16 protein-coding genes and 1 pseudogene are annotated in these 23,217 nt (G+C 56.2%); 4 read left to right on the forward strand and 13 right to left on the reverse strand.

What is annotated here, in order from left to right; translation table 11 throughout:
* Nucleotides 1-72 precede the first annotated feature (72 nt).
* Together istA and istB are read left to right on the forward strand one after the other, a co-directional pair.
* Nucleotides 73-1,560, forward strand: coding sequence for an IS21 family transposase (gene istA / locus MOTHE_RS11115; protein WP_011392192.1), 1,488 nt, complete (start codon nt 73-75; stop codon nt 1,558-1,560).
* On the forward strand, nt 1,557-2,315 hold the full coding sequence (gene istB / locus MOTHE_RS11120) for an IS21-like element helper ATPase IstB (RefSeq protein ID WP_011391832.1): 759 nt from the start codon (nt 1,557-1,559) through the stop codon (nt 2,313-2,315). The genes istA and istB overlap by 4 nt, the downstream gene beginning before the upstream one ends.
* Before the next feature lie 98 nt (nt 2,316-2,413).
* On the opposite strand, the gene MOTHE_RS11125 is transcribed toward istB, so the two are convergent.
* The 8 genes from MOTHE_RS11125 to cdaA form a co-directional block, all read right to left on the reverse strand.
* The gene (locus tag MOTHE_RS11125) at nt 2,414-4,609 is read right to left on the reverse strand and encodes an Eco57I restriction-modification methylase domain-containing protein (protein WP_080997202.1); all 2,196 of its coding nucleotides are present in this window, start codon (nt 4,607-4,609) and stop codon (nt 2,414-2,416) included.
* A 13-nt stretch (nt 4,610-4,622) separates the two neighbouring features.
* On the reverse strand, nt 4,623-8,069 hold the full coding sequence (gene brxC, locus MOTHE_RS11130) for a BREX system P-loop protein BrxC (RefSeq protein ID WP_011393725.1): 3,447 nt from the start codon (nt 8,067-8,069) through the stop codon (nt 4,623-4,625).
* On the reverse strand, nt 8,069-8,629 hold the full coding sequence (locus MOTHE_RS11135) for a DUF1788 domain-containing protein (protein ID WP_011393726.1): 561 nt from the start codon (nt 8,627-8,629) through the stop codon (nt 8,069-8,071). Before MOTHE_RS11135 ends, brxC begins: the two co-directional genes overlap by 1 nt.
* Nucleotides 8,616-9,446, reverse strand: coding sequence for a hypothetical protein (locus MOTHE_RS11140; RefSeq protein WP_011393727.1), 831 nt, complete (start codon nt 9,444-9,446; stop codon nt 8,616-8,618). Before MOTHE_RS11140 ends, MOTHE_RS11135 begins: the two co-directional genes overlap by 14 nt.
* Before the next feature lie 259 nt (nt 9,447-9,705).
* Nucleotides 9,706-11,526, reverse strand: a complete 1,821-nt coding sequence (glmS, locus tag MOTHE_RS11145; protein WP_011393728.1) for a glutamine--fructose-6-phosphate transaminase (isomerizing) — start codon at nt 11,524-11,526, stop codon at nt 9,706-9,708.
* Nucleotides 11,527-12,002: 476 nt separating this feature from the next.
* Entirely contained in the window at nt 12,003-13,337 is a 1,335-nt protein-coding gene (gene glmM / locus MOTHE_RS11150) for a phosphoglucosamine mutase (protein ID WP_011393729.1), read from the reverse strand.
* A 135-nt stretch (nt 13,338-13,472) separates the two neighbouring features.
* Nucleotides 13,473-14,423, reverse strand: coding sequence for a CdaR family protein (locus tag MOTHE_RS11155; protein WP_011393730.1), 951 nt, complete (start codon nt 14,421-14,423; stop codon nt 13,473-13,475).
* 1 nt (nt 14,424) lies between these two features.
* On the reverse strand, nt 14,425-15,249 hold the full coding sequence (cdaA, locus tag MOTHE_RS11160; RefSeq protein WP_231114120.1) for a diadenylate cyclase CdaA: 825 nt from the start codon (nt 15,247-15,249) through the stop codon (nt 14,425-14,427).
* Nucleotides 15,250-15,415: 166 nt separating this feature from the next.
* Here cdaA and MOTHE_RS11165 point away from each other — a divergent pair, with 166 nt between their 5' ends.
* On the forward strand, nt 15,416-16,150 hold the full coding sequence (locus MOTHE_RS11165; RefSeq protein WP_011393732.1) for a DUF881 domain-containing protein: 735 nt from the start codon (nt 15,416-15,418) through the stop codon (nt 16,148-16,150).
* Nucleotides 16,147-16,875, forward strand: a complete 729-nt coding sequence (locus tag MOTHE_RS11170) for a DUF881 domain-containing protein (protein ID WP_011393733.1) — start codon at nt 16,147-16,149, stop codon at nt 16,873-16,875. The genes MOTHE_RS11165 and MOTHE_RS11170 overlap by 4 nt, the downstream gene beginning before the upstream one ends.
* Nucleotides 16,876-16,947: 72 nt before the next feature.
* On the opposite strand, the gene cimA is transcribed toward MOTHE_RS11170, so the two are convergent.
* The 5 genes and pseudogenes from cimA to MOTHE_RS11195 form a co-directional block, all read right to left on the reverse strand.
* Nucleotides 16,948-18,549: a citramalate synthase gene (gene cimA, locus MOTHE_RS11175; RefSeq protein WP_011393734.1), complete on the reverse strand. Its 1,602-nt coding sequence runs from the start codon at nt 18,547-18,549 to the stop codon at nt 16,948-16,950.
* 4 nt (nt 18,550-18,553) lie between these two features.
* Nucleotides 18,554-19,627, reverse strand: coding sequence for a 3-isopropylmalate dehydrogenase (leuB, locus tag MOTHE_RS11180; protein WP_011393735.1), 1,074 nt, complete (start codon nt 19,625-19,627; stop codon nt 18,554-18,556).
* Complete coding sequence (locus MOTHE_RS11185) at nt 19,620-20,120, reverse strand: 3-isopropylmalate dehydratase small subunit (protein ID WP_011393736.1); 501 nt, start codon at nt 20,118-20,120, stop codon at nt 19,620-19,622. Before MOTHE_RS11185 ends, leuB begins: the two co-directional genes overlap by 8 nt.
* A pseudogene (gene leuC / locus MOTHE_RS11190) lies at nt 20,117-21,382 on the reverse strand (3-isopropylmalate dehydratase large subunit). The gene MOTHE_RS11185 and the pseudogene leuC overlap by 4 nt, the downstream one beginning before the upstream one ends.
* Nucleotides 21,383-21,649: 267 nt before the next feature.
* Nucleotides 21,650-23,203, reverse strand: a complete 1,554-nt coding sequence (locus MOTHE_RS11195; protein ID WP_011393738.1) for a 2-isopropylmalate synthase — start codon at nt 23,201-23,203, stop codon at nt 21,650-21,652.
* Nucleotides 23,204-23,217 lie beyond the last annotated feature (14 nt).

The raw sequence follows: 23,217 nt of genomic DNA on the forward strand, positions 1-23,217 counted from the left end.
ATCGTCAAATAAAACTGACCCACCTTGTGATAAAATCTCCCCTGAGAGGGGGAGGAAAAAGAGGTGGTCAGCATGTACAAATGGCAGCGCATCAAGGCACTGCACGCTCAAGGGGTCGGCATCAGGCAAATAGCAAGGGATGTTGGGGTGTCCAGGAATACCGTCAGGAAGTACCTTAAAGAAGCCGGCCCTCCCCAGTTTAAAGCCAGGGAGTATACCAAAGAACTGGACAAGTTTCTGGAAGAAATAAAGGTTATGCTTGCCAAAGGATATATCGGCACAAGGATTTACAAAGAACTGAAAGATAAGGGCTATCAAGGCTCCCTGGCCAGCGTCCACCGTTATCTTAGGGCCATCAAGGAAGATGACAGGACCGCTAAATTAGCCACCACCCGGGTGGAAACAGGCCCAGGTAAACAGATGCAGTACGATTGGAAGGTGTGGACGCTACCAGTTGACGGGAAGCTCGTGAAAATATATCTCCACGAAGTGGTCTTATCCTACAGCCGGATGAAATTCTACACCTTCTCTTTAAGCATCACCACCGCCGATGTGATCCGGGTTCTGATTGAAGCCATTGACTTCTTCGGCGGTTATGCCCCGGAGTTGGTGATAGACAACGGCAAGCAAATGGTTATCACCCACCAGAAGGACGGTATTGTCCGGTATAATGACGAGTTTTTAAAATTCTGCGGGCTGTATGGCATTGAGCCCTGTCCTTGCGCCAACTACCGTGCCCGGACCAAGGGAAAGGTAGAACGCCCCTTTTACTATGTCCAGGAACACCTGCTGCGGGGCCTGGAGGTGGGGAACTTAAACGAATTCGCTGTAAAGCTTTCCGAGTTCCAGGAAGCCTACAACAAAAGGCCCCACAGCACCTTAGGCCGGCCGCCGGAAGAAATGTTTGCCGAGGAAAAAGGGTGCCTTGTTAAAATACCGGCTGTCGAACCGGCCTTATTACACCATAAAGAACCCCGGAAGGTGAGCAATGACGGCTATATATCCCATGACGGCAATCTCTACCCCGTACCCATGCGCTACTGCTTAAGGAGGGTGTGGGTCGAAAACATCTACGGCCGGCGCTTAAAGGTATATGACGAGGAAGGTGCGCTTTTAGCGGAGTTTGACCTTGACCTTAAAAAACAAACCGCCCGTCCCCTTCACCCCGAACACGAAACCATCAACCGTCAATACCAGGAAAAGAAACTGAAGCTACGCTCGGCCCTGGTGGAGAAGTTCACCAGCGCCTTTGGCGAGGATGGCCAAAGGTATCTGGAAGGCCTGCGTGATAAAAATGGCGCCAACCTGTACTGGCACCTGGCGGAAATCTTAAGCTATCAGGAGATATATACCCCAGAAGATATCATAGCAGCCATCAAAGAATGCCTGAAAATCGGTTCTTATCACAAAAACAGCGTAAAAAGGCTTTTAGAGCGCAAGGAAATCGCTCCGCTTTCTTGTGCCTGTGACCCGGCAAGTGTCAATATGCCGCCAGGTAAAATCAAACGGGACCTCTCCTGTTATGCCCTAAAGGAGAGCGAGGTGGCGGCAGTATCATGAGCAACAAATTAACCGCTTACCTGGAAAGCCAGATGCAGGCCTTAAAACTAAAGGGGATGCTTGCCCATTACCAGGAGATAACAGAAAAAGCCTCGCAAAACAACCTTTCTTATACCGAATACCTCTCCCTTCTCTTCGAAGAGGAGTTAAAAAGGAAAAACGAAGGCACGGTCAAGACGAAAATCAATAAAGCGCGTTTCCCCTTTATCAAAACCCTGGAGGAATTTGACTTTAGCTTTCAACCCTCAATCCGGGAAAAAGAAATTATCTCTTTAAGCTCCCTGGATTTCGTGGAGAAAAAGGAGAATATCATCTTCCTGGGGCCGCCCGGGGTCGGCAAGACCCATCTATCAGTAGCCTTAGGTATCAAGGCCTGCATGGCCAAATACCGGGTAGTGTTTATTACGGCTCAGAAACTACTGGAAGAACTACTTTTGAGCGCCAAAGACGGCAGTCTCCTTGACAAGCTATTGGGTTACTCCCGGCTAAACCTTCTAATCATCGACGAACTCGGCTACATGCCTGTAACTAAAGAACAGGCCAATCTTCTCTTCCGCTTGGTCTCCATGCGTTACGAGAAGGGGAGTATTATCCTGACCAGCAACTACAACTTCAACGAATGGGGGGAGATATTTTCCGACCAGGTGGTAGCCGCGGCCATAATTGACCGGCTTGTGCATCATGCCCGCATTTTCTATATTAACGGCACTAGCTACCGGCTCAAGGGTAAACTGAAAGCAGCCAACGACCGTTAAATCGGAGGCTACACCTTCATTCCCTTTAGCGCATGACTTGCAGCTTATTATTTTTGTTCCCCAGTGGGTCAATTTTATTTGCACATAGTGGGTCAATTCTATTGACAATCAACACCTATGACAATGCCCCATTTTCCCCAAGCATTTTTCCCTCGAATAGCACCTAGCTCTTGAATACTAGCACGTTCTTCCCAACGTATTAGATGCTCTCGCCCACCATAGTACTGGGTTTCTTCTGGTGGTGTTTGAAACCTTTCCCAACCTGGTAAAATAGATGGGAGTTCCCAAAACTTTATACAAAATCTAGGATTATCGCCTGTTGATATGCCTTGGTAACAATCGGCATAATCACCAAAGACTCTAAACCCAGAAAACGTGTTTGTAATGATAATGTGTTCCGGGTTTTTAAGTTGACTTATCTGTTGCATTTTGTTTAAGGAAGCGTGTTGGAGATATAAGTCTTTGTCACAGGCAGAAGACCTCTCTGAAACGTTAATACTAAAGAAAAGATGATTGTCTTTCGGAAGCAATTTAGAACAAACATATATTGCAGGAAATGCCCCTGCAGCTTCAGAGCTTCGGAATGCGTGTTCACCAAGTATAGCTAAGAGTTCCCATCGTAAATCTCTAAGCAGCTTCTTACGAATCTTCGAATACCCAGTTTGAAACAGCCACTGCTGAGGAGTAACTAAAGCAGTAGAACCACCTTCTAGGCACAACATTAGATTGCGCTCGATAAAGGCAGTGGCCAGGTCTTGTTTCGAACGGGCATGATGGGTATCAAGGTAATTCTTGAGTCCGGCTCCCTGTTTTCCGCGGGCAAGATACGGCACGTTGGTAATCACTAGATGATAACGACCACTAAGAATTTGAACTGCATCAGCGATACCACAGGCGGCAACCCCTAACTCGTGCTGCTCGTAATCGTCTTTCTCCGCGGACATTACTTTTTCCAGCAAGGGACGGAGTTCATCAAACCCGGCTTCTATCAGATTGTTTTCTAGAGCGGAACCAGGATCGATAAGGCTTCCTAGAATAGGCGCTTCCCGGAAAAGGTCATAAAGCCGGGCCATGCCGTTACGGAGGCGCTCGTCATCCCCCGCCAGGGCCAGCCAGTTTTCCTTTTTCGTATTGGGAGCGATGCCGGAACAGGCTATTCGCAACCCGGGCAAGGGGCGGTAGCCACCGGCGCCGGGGTAGGTCCACGCCGCCAGCGCCAGGGCAAAGGCGGCGATCTGCGTGCAGCGCTCATCGATCTCCAGGCCGTGGAGGTTATCACTCAGGACGGCGTCACATGCCTCCCGGGCCGTAAGGCCTTCCTCGACCATTCGAATCGGAACTAAATGATAAAATGTCGCTACCAGGAAATGGCCCGAACCACAGCAGGGGTCCAGGATTTTAAGCTCCGCTGCCCGCTGCGGCCAGCCCTCGAAGGTCCCGGCAGCGGGACGCCACGGCCCCTCCCCATCGCCGCTACGGGCGAAGCGTAGGTAATCCCAAGTCACACCGGGCAACGCAACCGCCCTGCGAAGCTCTTCTTCACTTTCTGCCTGCCCGGCAAGCTGCGGGTTCTCCGCCAGCACCTTGCCCGCGTACCAGGCGCCAATGGTGTTGTGAATGAGGAAATTCACCATATAAGGCTCTGTAAAGAGCTGGGTAACAGCCGGCAATTCATCGGCGCCGATTTTATTGCCCGATTCGTTCACCTGTTTCTTGCGCTTGCTCTGCCAGAACTGGTAGGCCCATCCCAGGGCATCGCTGGCTTTAAAGATACCCGGCTCCAGGTCGTTGAGCAACTGCTCCAGCTTCAGTTGATATTCGCGCGCAAAGGTGACCTGCAACACCGGGTCATCGGGGCGAAAGATCTGCGGCAACATCTGCTGGGCAAAACGGCTGGCCAGGGTCCAGAGATCGGTACCTTCCTCCTGGGCCAGTTCCCCACACTCCTCAAGGCTGACAGCCACCCCCATCTCCGGCTCGATCAGGAGGTCGTTTTCCGCCAGGAAACGGGCAAAGAGCATGCGGTGCCAGTGCTCGTAAGCCCACTCCTGGATCAGGTGGGTGATTTCCATTTTTCCCCTTTGGTCCTGCCTGTCCCCCAGCTGGCGCGCCCGGGCCCGGAGGTGATTGCGAAGCCGGCGCTGTTCTGGGGTCATATGGCTGTAAGGCTCGTGATGGTGCACGGCCAGGGCCTCCAGGGCCGCCTTGGCCCCGGCTTCGGCAACATCCCGGGCCTCGACAACCGTACGTTCAAGTTTATTGCGCTGTTCTACTGATAGTACCGGCATCGGCATCCACTTCCCCCTCCTACGAGATCACGACGGGGCCGTTTTTAATCCTTTCTAAAAGCTCTCTCTCAACTCCGGCTACCCAGGCCCTGACTTCGTCTTTCGTTCTCAAGGTGCTGCTGGTCAGTTTTACCTTCTGCGTTTTTGGCTCCAGTAGCTTCGCAGCTGCCATGGCCGCATTACTGAACTGCTGGGGCAGGGCATCTGTCCTGGTTTTCCAGCCTGACAGAGGGGTTTCCTGGAGGCTTTGAAGCAAGGCGTCGTCATCTTCTATGGAAAGCCGGGGAACGCTGGCAATCCCTTCAGCCGTAAGAATTTTTTGCTGCTGTTCCGGAGATAGTTTCTGCCAGTTCGCATTTGCCTCCAGTGCCGCTTTCTCCCGGTTATATACCATTTCAAAGTTGGCGTAAGCCTGCCTGACAGCGGTACGAAGCACCCTGGCGACTGCCTGGTAAATGTCCGGAACCGGATCGGGCTCTGCTAACAGGCGCCGTTCGTCGCGCACAGCATGGGCCTGACTCTGTAGATCTTCCGCTTCAGGAAGGCCATGGGCGTGTCTCAACAGGATCTGAAGTCTATCCCACGCAGGTCTGCGCTTTGCCGCCAAGTCCGCCAATGCTGACCAATTCTGCAGTTGTTGGGCCAGGGTGTCAAACTGTTCCAGTATCGCTGCAAGTTGTTCGTTACCAGCTAGTCCCCGCATTGTTTCCAAATGGGTCTTAGATGGGCGCTCAGGCATTGGTGGATCGCCGCCGGCACGATCGGCCAGGTCCATAAGCTTGGCAAGAAATTGCCCGGCTACGGAAGATTCCTCCCCCGCCTTGCAGTTAAAGCCAGCTGTTTGAAAAAGCTTGCGCAGCTTCATGCGGCTATGGACATCTATGGTTACCGTTTCCACCCGGAAGTCGGTAGCCGGGATTTTAGCTTGATCTAATTGGCCACGGTCAAGCTGGACCCCTTTATATACAGCGCGAAGATGCCCGGTGGCAAAAAGCGTAATCAAAGCGGCGTCGACAGCATCCTGCCCCCAACCATAAGGTGTTTTCATAAAGATATCCCTGATTTCCTTGCCTGTCTTACCGGATCCGATTTCAGCAAGAATGGCCGCACAGACAGGGTGTTTTTCGGGAGCATCATTCCAGCCTATGGCCTGAAGGGCGGCTTCGTCGCCGCTCTTGGCCCGGTTGATAACAGCCGGCCATTGATCATCATCACCATCCCGGAAGTGGGGAAAGAGACGGTCCAGGGACGCTTCGGCGGCTGCCTCCACTTTTTCTTTCATGGAATGCTCAAAACGCTCCTGGCCCCCACCCTGGAACACCCTGGCGGCATTAATAACCTCTTTAATAATCTCATCCCGGGTAGCCTCGGCCGTCTTCATACGTGTGGACATCGCGTCGCGGGCTTCCTGCCCCTCTGGATTTGTAGGGGTTCCCTTGAATTCGAGGGTCGCTTTAGCCGCCTCATATTCAATAATTGTTCTTTGCAGGTCCTCGGCATTTGCTTTGGGGATATAGACGAAAATAATCGGGCTATCGTTGCCGGCGGCCCGGGCATCGGCCACCACGGTATTCTCGTTTTCTCCCCAGCCGTCGCGGACCCAAACTGGAATTTCGTGGCCTTTAGTTTCGGGCGGCTCGCTGCCAAAGTGAATTGCCAACTTACGCGGCACTTTGTCCTTTCCCTGGATGAGTTTAATGTTGCCAAGGGCGGTCATACAGGCCGAATTCAACAGGGCCGAACGTTTACTGGCCAAAGCCGCAAGATCATTGTTCAACCGGGTTTGCCGGTTACGAAATTCCCGGTCCCATTCGCTGCTCTCCCGGGTCTGAAGGCTGTATTCCTCGTCCACCTTGATAAGCTTTCCTTCCTTAACCAGTTTCTCTAAAACCCGGGGAATCTCCCTGCGCAGGGCGGGACCATCGCCGGCCAGGTCGCTTACCAGAAGATCGGCCAGCGTCTCCGCGGTAGCACGGATACCAATATCAACGACGGCTTCACGGGGGAGTTTGCGGATGAGGAATACCAGGGCACAAATACGCCTGGCCAATAAACCTTCCGGAGTCCCATCGTCCAGATTGCGAATGGTTTCATCGATTTCCCGTAAAAGAACCCCGGTGCGAAGCAAGTCCGGCTGTAGCTGGTCAAATATGAAATCAGCGGGCACGACTGTACCCAGGGGTTTTTCAGCAATCTCCCGGACAGCATCATGAACAATACGGAGCTGCGTGCGCAGCTGGCTACTGGTTCCAGGAATATCAACAGCTCGCAGGACATGCTCCCAGAACCGGCGGCGGACAGGTAAAAGGGGATAGTCTTCGACGATAATCGCCCGGTCTTCACTTCTGGGTGCAATGCGGGTACCGGCAAGCTGTCGATCAATTTCACCAGCGTAAGCAGTTAATATTTCTTCGATGGCCTTGCGCTTATCTGCCCTTTTAGCCAGCACCACCCGGCGGGTTACAGTTTCAACATCCGTATCAGAGAGTTCCACAGGTATGGTAAAACGATCTTTCAAGCGCTGGAGCAGCGGAAGATTGCCGCTCAGAGCAGTCTGGCCAGCCCCTATAAGCAGTATCCGGCTATCAAGCTGCTTGCAAAGGGCTTCCGCTACTTCTTGTACTTCATAGGAACGAGCCGTACTGTCACCTATAAAGAGCTGGACTTCGTCGAGTACAATCGCCGTGCAGGGAAGTTGCCTGTTTACAGAAAGGACATCACAAATGATCTGGATAAATTCGGATGTCGAGACGTCGTCTACGTCAGGAAACTGGGCCTGGATGGTGGCCCGCACCTGTTTGAGATCGGAGGCAAAATCAGGGTCAGCCTCCAACAGGGCCCTGGCTAATACCGGACTGGCATACAAATGACGGAGTTCCTGTTGAAAAACCTTGCCTGAATCTTCCACAACCTTTTTAACCCGAGTATAGATGCCATTTTTTTGAAGCCAAAGGCAAAATTGTGCTTGGGGAAGAGATTCGGGCAGACCTTTCGAGCGAAAAATAATGCTGAGCACTGCCAGACGAAGACTTTTCCTTCCCCCGGATGGCAGCGTTCCCCCCGCAGCATGCAGCCCGCCACATCTTTTCCCTAATATATCCAATTCTTTTAACAGGTCTTTTACTTCCACAGGTAGCCTTGCCAGTTCACGGGCAGTCGCTCCATCCGATTCAAATTTGGTGTTAACCCATAAGTGACGGAGCATCTTCAGAAGATGTGATTTACCGCTGCCAAAAAAACCGCTTACCCAGACCGCCGGCTGGCTTGTAGCATCCGCATTGCTCAAGTAAGACTCAAGAATGCGTATAAGTCCGTCTTTATACTGCCCCTCGCAAACAAAATGCTCCAGTTCATAGCGAAGGGTTTCAATCTCTTTGGATGTGGCCGCTTCAGTAACTGTAGCCACGCCGTCATTAAGCAGTTTTGAAACCACAGGGTCACGCTGGAAAATATCCCGGTTCTTCATCAATCGTTCACCCCATTATGTAAAGTGATGGGAATGGCCAGGTAATTCCATCCGTCGCGCGCATTGAGCAAACGATAATTGTTGTTTTCATATTCGCCCGGAAAAAAGACTACCAATCGCCCCCGAATATCCCTTACTACTTCTTTTAGAATCGCCGATACACTGGCGAATCCGTACAGACTGGCGACGCCATAAACGGCAACTACAGTGTCAGAATCAACATCTTCACCGGCAAGTACTTTACGGAGTTCATCAGCGGCAAAATATAGAAATTCAGTCTCAAGGGGTAACGCCAGGCTTTCGGGCTCTTCGAAATAAACCTCCCTGTATTCTAACTTGCTCATCCATTGGGCAAAGGTCGGGGTAAAATCGAATGATTTCCATTTATGCCCGGAGGCAATTGTTGCCATTTCGAACAATTCTAACCTAGCCCGGAGTTTGCGCTCATCGACTGGAGGATAGACAACAAAAATCGTCTTTTGCTCACCGGCCAAGTTATGCTGCCATGGCGCAGCAATATGATTACGATAGCGGTTTGCCAGTTCTTCAATTCTGCTCACGGATCAACCTCCTTTCAGCCCCGGTCAACATACGATCAACTGAAATCTCGATCATACCACCGGCATAGCTTATATCCAGGAAACCAAGGCGCTTGGCATCTACTGCCAGGGAAACAAGTTCCTCCGAGGGTGTATCAAGTACCTTGGCCCATAAAGTTTTAAATAAACCATGACCCCGGGCACCGAGTAAGTATCCTATGAGAAGAGCATATGCGGTGACGACAGGTGTAGGATCCACTTTTTGGCGAATCTTACGTACACGGCCCTTTAAGTGTCCTGACTGGGTCCAGGTGGAAGAAGCGTTGCGCACAACCTTGTCAAGGGTGCTGTCGTTCAGGCGGCTCCCGGTACTTTCGCGGAGTACATCTATCATTTGTTGCCGGGCCAGTTCTTCCCCCGGCTGCATCCGGAGAATGGGAAGGGAAGTAATTCGTAGCAGAGGATCGCGGGCCAATGCCGTGAGCAAGGCGAGGAGGGGGCGACCATTCTCATCGGCATACCAACAATAACGTAAAACCCTGAAAATAAGCAGCGATGGATCGAGAGCATATAACTCCCGCATACGCTGGCTGGTAAGCCTTCGGGTCGCAGCCGTGCGTTTGCCCAAACAATTATTGTCAATAATTGCCGTTATATAGTCATCACGCGTTGCATTTTCGACACATTCACGCAGTAATAGCGATAGCTCATCCAGCATAATGGTCCTGCTCGTATGGGTTCCTTTATCACCAAATCGAAAGCCCATCTGTTCCCAAAGGGCGTAAGATCGTGAATCTGCGTCCTGTTTTATGTCTGCTAAAATCGGGTCATGTTGCATATATTTTAGCACCATCCTTTTTGCCGGCAAATTTGCCGGCTAATATATTATACCTTATTCTGGTATTACTGGCAAGCAATAATTAAAACTTTCATTCAATGTCCATGGCTGTTTCAGCTGTTTAACAAATAAAACCCTGCAGCCAATTGACTGCAGGGCAGACATTTGATTCTCAAACTTTAATAAAGTCATTCGCAAACTCTATTGTCAGATTCTCAAACTTTATTAACACCGACAAAAGCGCCATCCTCCAATGCCCCTACTCCACCGTCACGCTCTTGGCCAGGTTTCGGGGTTTGTCGACGTCGCAGCCGCGGGCGACGGCGGTGTAGTAGGCCAGGAGTTGCAGGGGCACCACCGTCACCGCCGGCGCCAGGATAGATGGTACCGGCGGCAGGTAGAGGACGGCGTCGGCCTCTTCGGCCACGGCTGTGTTACCCTCCTGGGTGAGGGCCAGGACCCAGGCGCCCCGGGCCTTGACTTCCTTGATGTTGCTGAGCATCTTCTCTAGGAGCTCGGCCTGGGTGGCCAGGGCGATAACGGGCGTACCCTCTTCGATCAATGCCAGGGTGCCGTGCTTCAGTTCCCCGGCCGCATAAGCCTCGGCGTGCAGGTAGGAGATCTCCTTTAGCTTCAGGGATCCCTCCAGGGAGACGGGGTAATCCAGGCCGCGGCCGATAAAGAAGGCGTGCTCGTGGGGTGCTATCCGGCCGGCCAGTTCCTTTATCCGTGGTTCCAGCTTTAAAACTTCTTCCACCTGGCCGGGCAGGTCCTTAAGGCCCCCGGCGATTTCCTGCGCCCAGGGAGCATGGCTCCTTTTCTCGCCCAGGTGCAGGGCCAGGAGGTACAGCGATGCTACCTGGGTGAGATACGCTTTAGTGGACGCCACGGCAATCTCCGGGCCGGCCCAGGTATAGATGACGTGATCGGCTTCCCGGGCTACCGAACTGCCGACGACGTTGGTAATGGCCAGCACCGGTGCCCCGGCTTTTTTAGCCTCCCGCAGGCTGGCCAGGGTGTCGGCCGTTTCGCCCGATTGGCTGATGACCAGGCCCAGGGTATGCTCGTTGAGGATCGGTTCCCGGTAGCGAAATTCCGAGGCCACGTCGTCTTCCACCGGCAGGCGCAGGAGCTTCTCCAGGAGATATTTACCCACCATGCCGGCGTAGTGGGCCGTACCGCAGGCAATGATGGCCACTTTTTCCAGGGCCGCCGCTTCCTCCGGTGTGAAGTTAACTCCTTCCAGGCGTACCCGCCCGTCATCTTGCAGGCGGCCAGCCAGGGTATCCCTTAAGGCCCGCGGCTGCTCGTGGATCTCTTTCAGCATAAAGTGGGCATAACCGCCCTTTTCCGCCGCCTGGAGGTCCCAGGCCACGTGGAAGACCTCCTTGGACTTGCGGCTGCCGTCGGCGTCGTAAACGGTCACTTCCCCGGGGGTGATCCAGGCCACTTCACCGTTCTCCAGGATGTAATTATCCCGGGTATAAGGCAGCAGGGCCGGGATATCGGAGGCCAGGTAGGTTTCCCCTGCAGCCAGGCCGACGATTAAGGGGCTGTCCTGGCGCGCGCCTACCAGTTCCCGGGGATGATCGGCGCTCATGACAGCCAGGGCGTAGGAGCCTCGAAGAACGGGCAGCATCTTGAATACCGCCTGGAGGAGATCGCCGGTATAGAACTCTTCCACCAGGTGGGCCAGGACTTCTGTATCGGTTTCGGATATAAAGCGATGGCCTTTAGCCGCCAGTTCCTGGCGCAGTTCCTGGTAGTTTTCGATGATCCCGTTATGGACGACGGCAATCCTGCCCGTGCAATCTAGATGGGGATGGGCGTTGACATCGGACGGCCGGCCATGGGTGGCCCAGCGGGTGTGACCAATCCCCACCCGGGCACCGGCGAGATTGCCATTGAGACGGCTCTTCAGGACATGTAGCTTGCCCGCGCTCTTTTCGACTACCAATCCTCCACCATTCAATACCGCTATCCCGGCAGAATCATAGCCCCGGTATTCCAGCCTTTCCAGTCCCTGAACCAATATGGGGACCGCCGGGCGCGGGCCCAGATAACCTACGATACCGCACATAAAGCTCACTCTCCCTTTATTTTTTAATCAGGGAGAGGTAAAGGGTTACCCGGCGCCCTTTGTCCCCGGGATTGCTCCCGGGTTTTGTAACGCCTTTGTCGGTCGTAACCAAACCGGGGGGCACCCGCCGATGCCTCGATTAACCCCCGCCTCGTCAACCAACCAGCACTAACCAGTGGGAACCCATCTGGACAGCGGTCAGTGCTGGCTGGTCCCGGCGCTTGCGTTAGTTTTTACCTCTTTACCTCTCCCGCTTTGCCTCGGGACGCAACCGGGGTCCTACCAACCCGCGTGGAACACCTCCTTTTGCTATAGTTTTTATGCCATTTCAGGCAGTGCCGGGTAAAATTTGTAAGATTTTACCCGTGTTAAGTGTAACTTAAACCGGCCAACCCCACACCCTCCCCTTTCCCTTCGTTTCCACTCCGATTTCTGAACAAATGTGGCAAAAATAATACTTAATGCTACCGGCAGGATCACAACCCGCTGGCAACCCGTTGCAGGCCGGCCATAATGTTCTCCAGCTCTTCCCGGTCCGGGCCTTCTACCATGAGACGGATAATGGGTTCTGTTCCCGAAGGCCTGACCAGCACCCGGCCCCGGCCTGCCAGTTGCTCCCGGGCCGCCGCCACCGCTGCCTGCAGGGCAGGGCTGGCCATAGCGGCATCTTTATCCCCCACCCTTACGTTAACCAGAATCTGGGGCAGACGGGGCATGGCGGCCGCCAGTTCCGACAGGGGCCGCCCGGTGGCGGCCATGACCTGGAGCAGTTGGACGCCGGTAATCAGGCCGTCACCGGTGGTATTATGCTCCAGAAGGATGATATGGCCCGACTGCTCGCCTCCCAGGACGGCGCCGCTCTTCAGCATCTCCTCCAGGACATACCGGTCGCCTACCCTGGTCTGCTGGACCCTCAGGCCTGCCGCTGTCAGGGCCTGGTGCAGGCCGTAGTTGCTCATGACAGTAACCACTACCTGGCCGCCGGGCAGGCCACCCTGCTCCTGGCGGTAAAGGGCCAGGATAGTCATGATTACATCCCCATCTACAACCTGGCCTTTCTCGTCAACGGCAATTACCCGGTCGGCATCGCCGTCGAAGGCCAGCCCCACGGCGGCTCCCCGGGCGACGACTTCCGCCTGGAGGCTCTCCGGGTGGGTGGAGCCACACCTGACGTTTATATTAGTACCATCCGGTACATTATGCAAGAGGGAAACCTCTGCTCCCAAACGCTGGAAGATTGCCGGTGCCACCCTGCAGGCGGCACCGTTGGCGCAATCGAGGACGACCTGCATCCCCGCCAGGCCGCGGCCGGCCGTACTGCAGACATGGGCGATGTAGCGTTCCGGCGCCTCGGTTACTTCCTTAACCCTTCCCAGATCAACCCCCACCGGCCGCGGCAGGTTATCCTCCGGAGCCAATACCAGCCTCTCGATCTCTTCCTCCACCGGGTCCGGTAGTTTATAACCGCTGGCGCTGAAGAATTTAATCCCGTTATCGGCCACCGGGTTATGGGACGCCGAGATAACCACCCCGGCATCGGCCCCCAGGTCCCGGGTCAGCCAGGCCACCGCCGGGGTAGGGATAATGCCCACTTTCAACACCTGGCCACCAACGGAGCAAATACCGGCTACCAGGGCCGCCTCCAGCATGTCGCCGGAGATGCGGGTATCGCGGCCCACCACCACCCGGACCCGATCGCCCTTCCCGGCCAGGACGGCGGCGCCAGCCCGGCCCAGGCGAAAGGCCAGTTCCGGCGGGAGGCCCTGATTGGCCACGCCCCGTACCCCGTCGGTGCCGAATAATTTACCCATAATATTCCACCCTTTAATTTCGTACTATAATTATATGGTTGCAACCGGAAGGTTGCTACTTGGGGGAGCCCCCATGGGAGCTAACCCCTTATGTTTATTCAAAGGGTTGTTGTGGCTTAAACTACTTTTTTGTACTCAAGGCCCACTCCCGGCAGCGCCGGCAACGGCCGGACCGATCTCCACGACCACCCGCACCCGGGGGAAACTGCTGAGCTGGACCCCCGACGGTATCTCCAGGTTGGTTTCAACCGTTACATTTTTCTTGGCCCCGGCGATATTTATGGGGGCCGTATTGAGGTAGTCCAGAGCTGCCAGCTGGCTGTAAGGGGCGAAGGCCTCAACCACCTCGGGCTGTAAAATCACCCGCTGGATAGCGTAGCCCTTCGCCGGTTCCCCCGTCAGGCGCGGTCGTACCGGCAGCATTTTGCTGGGCATGTCCTGGACGACAGGTATAAAGGTCTCCACTGTATCCGGGTTTACCGTCAGCCAGGTCTGCATAGGGCGTCCCTCGCGGTCGGCAATCTTTACCGGGAGCTGGGCCAGGAAGTTGCCGCTGGCCTGGTCAATTTTGGCCTCTACATAGACCCGGCCGATCTCCTTGAGGGCGGCGGCCGGGCCGGAGATGATGACCTGGGAGGGCTTCAGGACCGGCTCCAGGGCACGGTAGCCGCTGGCCGGGGAACCCAGGAGGCTCACCTGAACCGGCAGCTGGATATCCTCGATCTTTTCCACCCTGATGGTTACCTGGGCTGGATTAACGTGGATAACGTTTATCCCTTCAGGTACGTCAACCCGCACCGGCAGGACGTTGTCACCTACTTTAGCATCCCGCAGGTCGGCATAGGCATGGACATCCCGGGGGAGAAGATTGGCCACGGCAGCCTTGCGACCCTCTACCCGGACCTGCACTTCCGCCGGGCGGTCGGCTACAACCAGGCCGCTGCTCAGATTTTCCGTTTCCAGGGGGACCCTAACCACCGTTTCCCCGGTAGGGTTTTGTTCGCCGGTTACATACATCCAGAGTATAATAGCCAGAATGACGGCCATCAAGCGGTAACCCCAGTTCTGGCGGAAATGCTCCAGCATCTTAAGACCTCCAGGGCCAGAGGAAGGTAGTATGGTTGTCCTGCGGCAACATCAAGTTCTGCAGGAGTTCCCGCAGGTTCTTTTCATCCAGGAAGCGGGTAAGCTTGCCCCCTTCGGCCACGGAAATAACCCCCGTTTCCTCCGAAACGATTAGGACCACGGCATCAGAAATCTCGCTGATGCCCAGGGCGGCCCGGTGCCTGGTACCAAGTTGTTTACTTAAATAGGGGCTCTCAGAGAGGGGCAAAAAACAACCGGCTGCCACTACCCGGTCGCCCCGGATAATGGCCGCGCCGTCGTGGAAAGGAGTCAGGGGAACAAAGATGTTGATGAGGAGTTCGGCCGAAACAACCCCGTCGACCCGGATACCAGTTTCGATATAATCATTGAGGCCCGTTTCCCGTTCCACTACCACCAGGGCTCCCGTTCGATTCTTGGCCAGGACCTGCATGGCCCGGACCAGTTCATTAATCAGTTTCTCCATATCCTCGGCTCCCAGGGTCGTCAACGGGCGGGCAAAAAACTTGCCCCGGCCAAGCTGTTCCAGGGCCCGCCGCAACTCCGGCTGGAAAACCACCGGCAGAGCCACGACAATCACCAGGCGCAACTGGCTCAAAAGCCAGTTAATAGTCGTCAGGTGCAGGCGTTCGGCAATGACCGAGGCGACCACCAGCACTACCAGACCCTTGATTAACTGGACAGCCCTGGTTCCCTTGATCAGCATCATAAATTTATAGATAACGAAGGCTACGACGCTGATATCCAGGGCCACCAGCAGGAGGTCGCTAAAGTTTAGAGATAGCAAGTAGCGCCAGAGTGCCGCCAAACCAGTCACCCCACTTTATACCCCGGCGTTTTTATTATATGAAGGTCCGGTCACTTCATTCGACAGGCAGGCCGGGAATCCCTTCTTTCCCCGGCTACCCGTTTTTACTAGTTGTCAGGGGACGAGTATTCAGATAAAATAGCAGTTAAAGAAGGAGGTGCCATCTGTGCGCCGGATTTACCTTTCCCTCTTGATAATAAGTATCTTTTCCGGGCTCCTGGTAGCCTGGCAATGGCGTTCCCACCTGGCTACCGCCGCCCAGACCAACCAGGACCCCGGTCTTATTGATATTATTCATGCCCTGGAAAAGGAAGACGCTTCCCTGGAAAACAGTATCGCTGACCTGCGCCAGCAAATCGACGCCTTGCAGAAGAAACATTCCCAGGGGGCCGGCCGCCTGACTGAAACCCAGAAGGAGATCGACAGCCTGCGATTAACAGCGGGCCTAGTCGCTGTCACGGGACCGGGGATTACCGTCACCCTGGACGACAACAGTGCCGGAGCAGAGGCCGCCCAGAAGTCCTCGCCGGCCACCTATAAGCCAGACGATTACATCATTCATGATAAGAATGTCCTCTACATGGTCAACGAGCTAAAAGCCGCCGGTGCAGAAGCCATTGCCGTCAACGGCCAGCGCATCGTAGCTAATTCGGATATCCGTTGCGTAGGTACGGTTATCATGGTCAATTCCACCCGTCTGGCACCGCCCTACATCATCCAGGCCATAGGGAACCCCGATAAACTGGAGGCTGCCGCCCTGCGGTCGGAGGAGTTTGTCTTTCTGAAGAGCCGCGATTTTCCCGTCAAAGTCGGTAAGAATGACAGCCTGACCCTGCCGGCCTATAATGGCGGTTTTCCCCTCGATCACGTCCGGCCCCTGCCAACAGGAGGTCAGCAATGATGCTTAAATTTAAAAACTGGCCCCTCTCCCTGGCGGTCGTTTTCCTGGTTTTGGGTCTCCTCCTGTCGTTACAATTTCGAACCCAGAGGCTCCTGGCAAGTTCCCTGGAAGCCCAGAAAACCACCGACCTGATAACCATGTGGAAAAACTTAAGCACCAAACGAAACCAGCTCCAGGGGGAGATCGCCCAGCTGCAACAACAACTCTTTACCTTAGAGACAAATTCCAGCCAGAGCAGCGAAACCGAAACCTCCATGGAGAAGGAGCTGGCCCGCCTGCAAATGAATACCGGCCTGGCGGCCGTCAAAGGCCCCGGGATAACGGTAACAATTACCGGGGACGCGCCCCTGCTTTACTACGACCTGGTGGACCTGGTCAATGAGCTCTGGGCTTCCGGGGCCGAGGCCATCGCCGTCAACGACCACCGTATCAGCGCCTATACTACCATCAGCGACCAGCAGGATGGCCCCCGCAATTATATTACCATTGACGGCCAGAGGCTTCTCTATCCCATTGTCATCAAAGCCATCGGCGATCCCCAGACCCTGGATAAGGGCCTGACCTTTACCGGCGGCCTCATTGATAACCTCAATAACCTCTATAAAATCTACCCCATCATAAAAAAGGAGCAGGATTTGCAGTTGCCGGCAACCTCCCTGCCCTCCTGGCATTACGCCAAACCCGCCCCGCCTTCTGCTCCCGCCGGAGATCAAAACGGAAAGTAACCCCCCTTGCCAGTAACGAAGCCAGGCCGCACTGGTGCCTGGCTTCGACTTTATTTTTGAAGGCCGCTTTAGCTAATAAGGTTCACAGGGGGCTGCCGCCCGCTTATTTAACTCCTGCTGTTGTTTAAGGAGGGCGTACTCCATACTGTCCAGAAGGGCCTCCCAGCTGGCTTCGATAATATTGGTGGAGACGCCGACAGTATTCCAGGAATTGCTGCCGTCCCGGGATTCAATGAGTACCCTGACGCGGGCGCTGGTGGCATCCTTTTCATCAAGGACGCGTACTTTGTAGTCAGTCAGGCGCATGTGCCGAATAGCCGGGAAGACTTCTTCCAGGGCTTTCCGCAGGGCGTTATCCATGGCGTTTACAGGGCCGTTGCCTTCGGCGGCCGTATGGACCACCTGGTCGCCCACCCGCAGCTTGACTATGGCTTCCGATATGGCCTCCTGCCCGGCCCTCTTTTCTACCAGGGCTTTGACATACTCGACTTCAAACTGCTGCCGGTATTCGCCCGTCGTCTTCCGCAGGAAAAGCTCCAGGGAGGCATCGGCTCCCTCGAACTGGTAGCCCTGGCGTTCCAGTTCCTTGATTCCCTCTATGATGCCTCGTTCCCGCTCCGGGTTCAACTCCAGCCCCATCTCCTCCGCTTTGCACCGCAGGTTGCTGGCCCCGGCCTGGTCCGACATTAACACCCGCCGCTCGTTGCCTACCTGCTGGGGCCGGATATGCTCGTAGGTATCCGGTGCCTTCAAAACGGCGCTGACGTGGATGCCGCCTTTATGGGCAAAGGCGCTATAGCCGACAAAGGGCTGGTTGCCGGCAGGGACGACGTTGGCAATCTCGCTGACATAACGGGAGACTTCCGTGAGAAAGGCCAGTTGTCCCGGCGGCAGGCACTGGTAGCCCATCTTGAGTTCCAGGTTGGGCATTACCGAGCACAGGTCGGCGTTGCCGCAGCGCTCGCCAAAGCCGTTGATGGTCCCCTGGACCTGGCGGCACCCGGCGGTCACCGCCGCCAGGGTGTTGGCCACGGCCAGGTCGCCGTCGTTATGGGCGTGAATACCCACCGGCACCTGGATCTCCTGGCGTACCCTGGCTACCGCCTCCTCAATCTCCCATGGCAGGCAACCGCCATTGGTGTCACACAAGACAATCCAGCTGGCCCCGGCCTTTGCCGCCGCCTTCAGGGTTTCCAGGGCATAATCCGGGTTGGCCTTGAAGCCGTCAAAAAAGTGTTCGGCGTCATAGATTACTTCCAGGCCCTGGTCCACCAGGAAGGCCACGCTGTCGCCGATCATGGCCAGGTTTTCGGCCAGGGTGGTCCCCAGGGCCGCCGTGACATGAAGATCCCATGATTTGCCAAAAATAGTGGCCACCTTTACTCCGGCCCGCTTGATGGCCAGCAGGTTGGCGTCCTCGGCGGCGGCCTGGCCGGGCTTGCGGGTACGGCCGAAGGCCACCAGCCTGGCCTGGCGCCAGATGACCTCCCGTGCCCGGAGGAAAAACTCCATATCCTTGGGATTGGCCCAGGGCCAGCCACCCTCGATATAATCTACGCCCAGCCGGTCCAGGCGGGAGGCAATCTTTAGTTTATCCTCTACCGACAGGCTGATACCCTCGCCCTGGCTGCCGTCCCGGAGGGTGGTATCGTAGATAAGGATCTTCTCGGCCATTCTCTTATCCCTCTTCCAGCTCCCGCCGGACGAGTTGCCCCATTTCGGCGGTACCAACCAGTTGGGTCCCCGGGACATAGAGGTCCGGGGTCCGGTAGCCCTTGGCCAGGACCCTGCCTACTGCCGCCTCAATGGCTGCCGCCGCCTGGTCCATTTTAAAGGAGTACTTCAGCATCATGGCTGCCGAAAGGATGGTCGCCAGGGGATTGGCTTTCTGCTGGCCGGCAATGTCCGGTGCCGAGCCGTGGCAGGGTTCATAGAGGGCCACGGCACCGCCGATGCTGGCCGAGGGCAACATGCCAATGGAACCCGTCAGGACGGAAGCCTGATCACTCAGGATATCGCCAAAGGTATTCTCGGTCACAATTACGTCAAACTGGGCCGGGCGGCGCACCAGCTGCATGGCGCAGTTGTCGACATACATGTGCTCCACCGTTACCTCGGGGAACTCGCCTTTGATATCCTCCACCGTATCCCGCCACAGGCGCGAGGTGGTGAGGACGTTGGCCTTGTCGACGCTGGTCAGGTGGCAGCGCCGCTGGCGGGCTATGGTAAAGGCCAGCCGGACGATGCGTTCAATCTCCGCCCTTGTGTAATACATGGTATCATAGGCCATTTCCCCCTCGGCGGTCTGCTCTCGTTTCTTGGCGCCGAAGTAAAGCCCCCCCGTCAGTTCCCGGACGATAATCAGGTCGGTGCCGGTGACTATTTCCTTCTTCAGGGGCGAGGCCTCCACCAGGGAATCATAGAGAAAAGCCGGGCGCAGGTTGGCATAGAGGCCCAGTTCTTTACGCAGGGGCAGCAGGGCTGCCGTCTCCGGGCGCTCTGCCGGGGGCAGGGTATCCCATTTCGGACCGCCTACCGCCCCCAGGAGCACGGCATCGCTCTGGCGGCAGAGCTCCAGGGTCTCCGGCGGCAGGGCTATCCCCCGGGCATCGATGGCAGCGCCGCCTACCAGCGCTTCGGTAAACTGGAATTCAATACCCACCCGGCGGCTGACTGCCTCCAGGACCTTGACGGCCTCGGGGACGATCTCCGGGCCGATACCATCCCCGGGCAGAACGGCGATTTTATACACTGGTCTTCACCTTCCTGGCCACGTAGGGCATCAATCCCCCGGCGGCAATGAGTTCCTGCATAAAGGGTGGGAAGGGGGCCACCGGGTAGGTCTCGCCCCTGGTGAGGTTGACTATTTCTCCCTTTCCGGCATCAATCTTTACCTCGTCACCGGCCTTGATCCCCGCCGCTGCCTCCGGGGACTCGAAGATGGGCAGGCCGATGTTGATGGCGTTGCGATAGAAGATGCGGGCGAAGGAGGCGGCGACGACCGCCGCCACCCCGGCGGCCTTGATGGCCACCGGCGCGTGTTCCCGGGAACTGCCGCAGCCGAAGTTCTTCCCGGCCACGATTATCTCCCCTTTTTGCACCCGGCCGGCAAAGGTGGGGTCGGCGTCTTCCATACAGTGCCGGGCCAGTTCCCCGGGGTCGGTGGTATTTAAATACCGCGCCGGGATGATGGCGTCGGTGTCGATGTCGTTGCCGAAGGTGTGGCACTTGCCCTGAATGATCATTTTACTACCTCCTCTGGGGCGGCGATGCGCCCTTTAACGGCGCTGGCGGCGGCTACCGCCGGGCCGGCGAGATAGACTTCGCTCTCGGGATGGCCCATGCGGCCGACGAAGTTGCGGTTGGTGGTGGCCAGGGCCCGCTCCCCTTTAGCCAGGATCCCCATATGCCCGCCCAGGCAGGGGCCGCAGGTGGGGGTGGATACGGCCGCCCCGGCTTCGATAAAGGTTGCTATCAACCCTTCGGCCAGGGCTGCGGCGTAGATCTGCTGGGTGCCGGGGATGACAATGAGTCTTACTTCGGGATGGACCTTTTGCCCCTTTAGGATTTGCGCCGCCACCCGCAGGTCCTCCAGGCGGCCGTTGGTGCAGCTGCCGATGACTACCTGGTCGATTTTGATCTCTCCTATTTCTTTTACACTCCGGGCGTTTTCGGGCAGGTGGGGCAGGGCTACCTGGGGTTCGATCTTACTGGCGTCGATGTCTATCTCCTGATTGTAACGGGCGTCGGGGTCGCTCTGGTAGATGCGGTAGTCCCTTTGCAGCCGGCCCCGGATGTATTCTACGGTCTTTTCGTCCACCGGGAAGATGCCGTTCTTGCCGCCGGCTTCGATGGCCATGTTGGCCATGGTGAAGCGGCCTTCCATGGAGAGGTTGGTAATGGCTTCGCCGGTGAATTCCATGGCCATATAGCGGGCGCCGTCGACGCCGATCCGGCCGATGGTGTAGAGGATGAGGTCTTTGCCGCCTACCCAGGGCTTAAGCTTCCCGTGGTAACGGAAGAGAATGGTCTCGGGTACTTTAAACTATAGCTCGCCGGTGGCCATGGCGGCGGCGAGGTCCGTGGAGCCGACGCCGGTGGCGAAGGCCCCGAGGGCCCCGTAGGTGCAGGTATGGGAGTCGGCACCGATGACCAGGTCTCCGGGACCGACCAGGCCCGCCTCCGGCAGCAGGCAGTGCTCGATGCCCATACGGCCGATTTCAAAGTAGTGGGTCAAGCCCTGCTCCCGGGCGAAATCGCGCAAGATTTTCGCCTGCTCGGCGGACTTAATGTCCTTGGCCGGGGTGAAGTGGTCCGGTACCAGGACGACCCGCTCCGGGTCGAAGACTTTTTTCACTCCGAGCTTTTTGAACTCCTGGATGGCCAGGGGGGCGGTGATATCGTTCCCCAGGGCCAGGTCTACTTTAGCGTTGATGAGCTGGCCAGGCTCTACCGCCTTTAATCCGGCGTGGGCGGCCAGGATCTTTTCGGTGATGGTCATGCCCATGGCTATTCCTCGCTCTCACAAATACTTCTATCCGGGATATGTCCCGCATCTGTTTAACCTGCTCACAGGTTCGGGTGAGGCATGTTTCCTTCAGGAGCCAGTTTGCGTCTTAATTTGCTTACGCCTCGAACCGAGTCACCCTTCGCCTGTACTCACCACACCTTTTACTAATCTTGCCTGAAGTTATCGGTAACCTGTCTTGCCAAATATTTATCGCCTACCGGCTGCAGGACATAGTCCTTTGATGGCACTCTATCCAGTTCGGTTCTACTGGGCCGTACTGGCCTGCTGCAGGTTTTCTTCCCCTACCTCGTAAACCACCTTATTGATGGCGTTCAAGTAAGCGCGGGCACTGGCTTCCAGGACATCGGTGCTGATACCGCGACCTATGAAGACCCGCCCATCGTACTCAATCTTTACCGTTACCTCACCGACGGCGTCCTTGCCGCCGGTGACGGCATTGAGATTGTAAGATTTGAGGCAAACCGGGATGCGGGTCAGCTTATCTATGGCCTTGAAGGCGGCGTCTACCGGGCCTTCACCGCAGGCGGCCTCTTCCTTTAATTCTTCACCCACCCGGATACCGATGGTGGCTGTGGGTACAACCCGGTTGCCGGTGGAGATATGAATATGCTCTAGAACAAACTTCTCCGGGATGCGCTTGACTTCGTGCTCGACAATGGCCTCCAGGTCGCGGTCGCTGATTTCTTTCTTGCGGTCGGCCAGTTCTTTGAAGCGGGCGAAGGCCTTATCCAGCTCGGCCTCCGTGAGCTTAAAGCCCAGTTCCTCCAGGCGGCTACGCAGGGCGTGGCGGCCGGAGTGCTTGCCCAGGAAAATATTATTCTGGACCAGGCCGATCATGGCCGGATTCATGATTTCGTAGGTAGTCCGCTCTTTTAAGACCCCGTCCTGGTGAATGCCGGCCTCATGGGTGAAGGCGTTCTTGCCGACAATGGCTTTATTGTACTGGACGGGCATACCCGTCAAGCTACTGACCAGTTTGCTGGTGCGGTAGATCTCCTCGGTGACGATGCCCGTCCGGCAGCCGTAGTAATCCCGCCGGGTATAAAGGGCCATAATCACTTCCTCCAGGGCGGCATTTCCAGCCCTTTCGCCAATGCCATTGATGGCCCCCTCGACCTGCAGGGCGCCGTTCTCAATGGCCGCCAGGGAGTTGGCCACGGCCAGGCCCAGATCGTTATGGCAGTGAACGCTGATCCGGACTTTATCAATACCCGGCACCCGCTGCCGGATCTGGCTGATCAGACGGCCGAACTCCTCCGGGGTAGCGTAGCCCACGGTATCCGGGATATTAAGAACGGTAGCCCCGGCCTCAATGGCCGTGGCCAGGACCTGGCAGAGGAAGTCCAGGTCGCTCCGGACAGCATCCTCCGGAGAAAACTCAATATCCTGGCAGTAACCCTTGGCCCGGGCCACTCCCCGCCGGACAGCCTCCAGGACCTCCTGCCGGCTCATCCGCAGTTTGTATTTCAGGTGGATATCGGAGGTGGCAATAAAGACGTGGATCCGCGGCTTTTGGGCCTCCTGGAGGGCCTCCCAGGCGCGGTCGATATCCCGTTCGTTAATCCGGGCCAGGCCGGCGATGACCGGTCCCTCCACCTCTCGAGCCACGGCCCGGACGGCCTCAAAGTCCCCGGGGGAGGCGATGGGAAAGCCGGCTTCAATAACATCGACCCCCAGGCGGGCCAGCTGGCGGGCAATCTCCAGCTTTTCCTGGATATTGAGGCTTACCCCCGGCGACTGTTCGCCGTCACGCAGTGTCGTGTCGAAAATATAAATCCGCTTGCCGGTATCTGCCAAGAAGCATCGCCCTT

The sequence above is a fragment of the Moorella thermoacetica genome (assembly GCF_001267405.1).
Lineage (GTDB): Bacteria > Bacillota > DSM-521 > Neomoorellales > Neomoorellaceae > Neomoorella > Neomoorella thermoacetica.

Coding starts and splice junctions, on each gene's coding strand:
- MOTHE_RS11125 (WP_080997202.1), bottom strand. CDS start 4,609: ATGCCGATGCCGGTACTATCAGTAGAACAGCGCAATAAACTTGAACGT.
- cimA (WP_011393734.1), bottom strand. CDS start 18,549: ATGGCCGAGAAGATCCTTATCTACGATACCACCCTCCGGGACGGCAGC.
- brxC (WP_011393725.1), bottom strand. CDS start 8,069: ATGAAGAACCGGGATATTTTCCAGCGTGACCCTGTGGTTTCAAAACTG.
- glmS (WP_011393728.1), bottom strand. CDS start 11,526: ATGTGCGGTATCGTAGGTTATCTGGGCCCGCGCCCGGCGGTCCCCATA.
- glmM (WP_011393729.1), bottom strand. CDS start 13,337: ATGGGTAAATTATTCGGCACCGACGGGGTACGGGGCGTGGCCAATCAG.
- MOTHE_RS11155 (WP_011393730.1), bottom strand. CDS start 14,423: ATGCTGGAGCATTTCCGCCAGAACTGGGGTTACCGCTTGATGGCCGTC.
- MOTHE_RS11185 (WP_011393736.1), bottom strand. CDS start 20,120: ATGATCATTCAGGGCAAGTGCCACACCTTCGGCAACGACATCGACACC.
- MOTHE_RS11140 (WP_011393727.1), bottom strand. CDS start 9,446: ATGCAACATGACCCGATTTTAGCAGACATAAAACAGGACGCAGATTCA.
- istB (WP_011391832.1), top strand. CDS start 1,557: ATGAGCAACAAATTAACCGCTTACCTGGAAAGCCAGATGCAGGCCTTA.
- MOTHE_RS11170 (WP_011393733.1), top strand. CDS start 16,147: ATGATGCTTAAATTTAAAAACTGGCCCCTCTCCCTGGCGGTCGTTTTC.
- istA (WP_011392192.1), top strand. CDS start 73: ATGTACAAATGGCAGCGCATCAAGGCACTGCACGCTCAAGGGGTCGGC.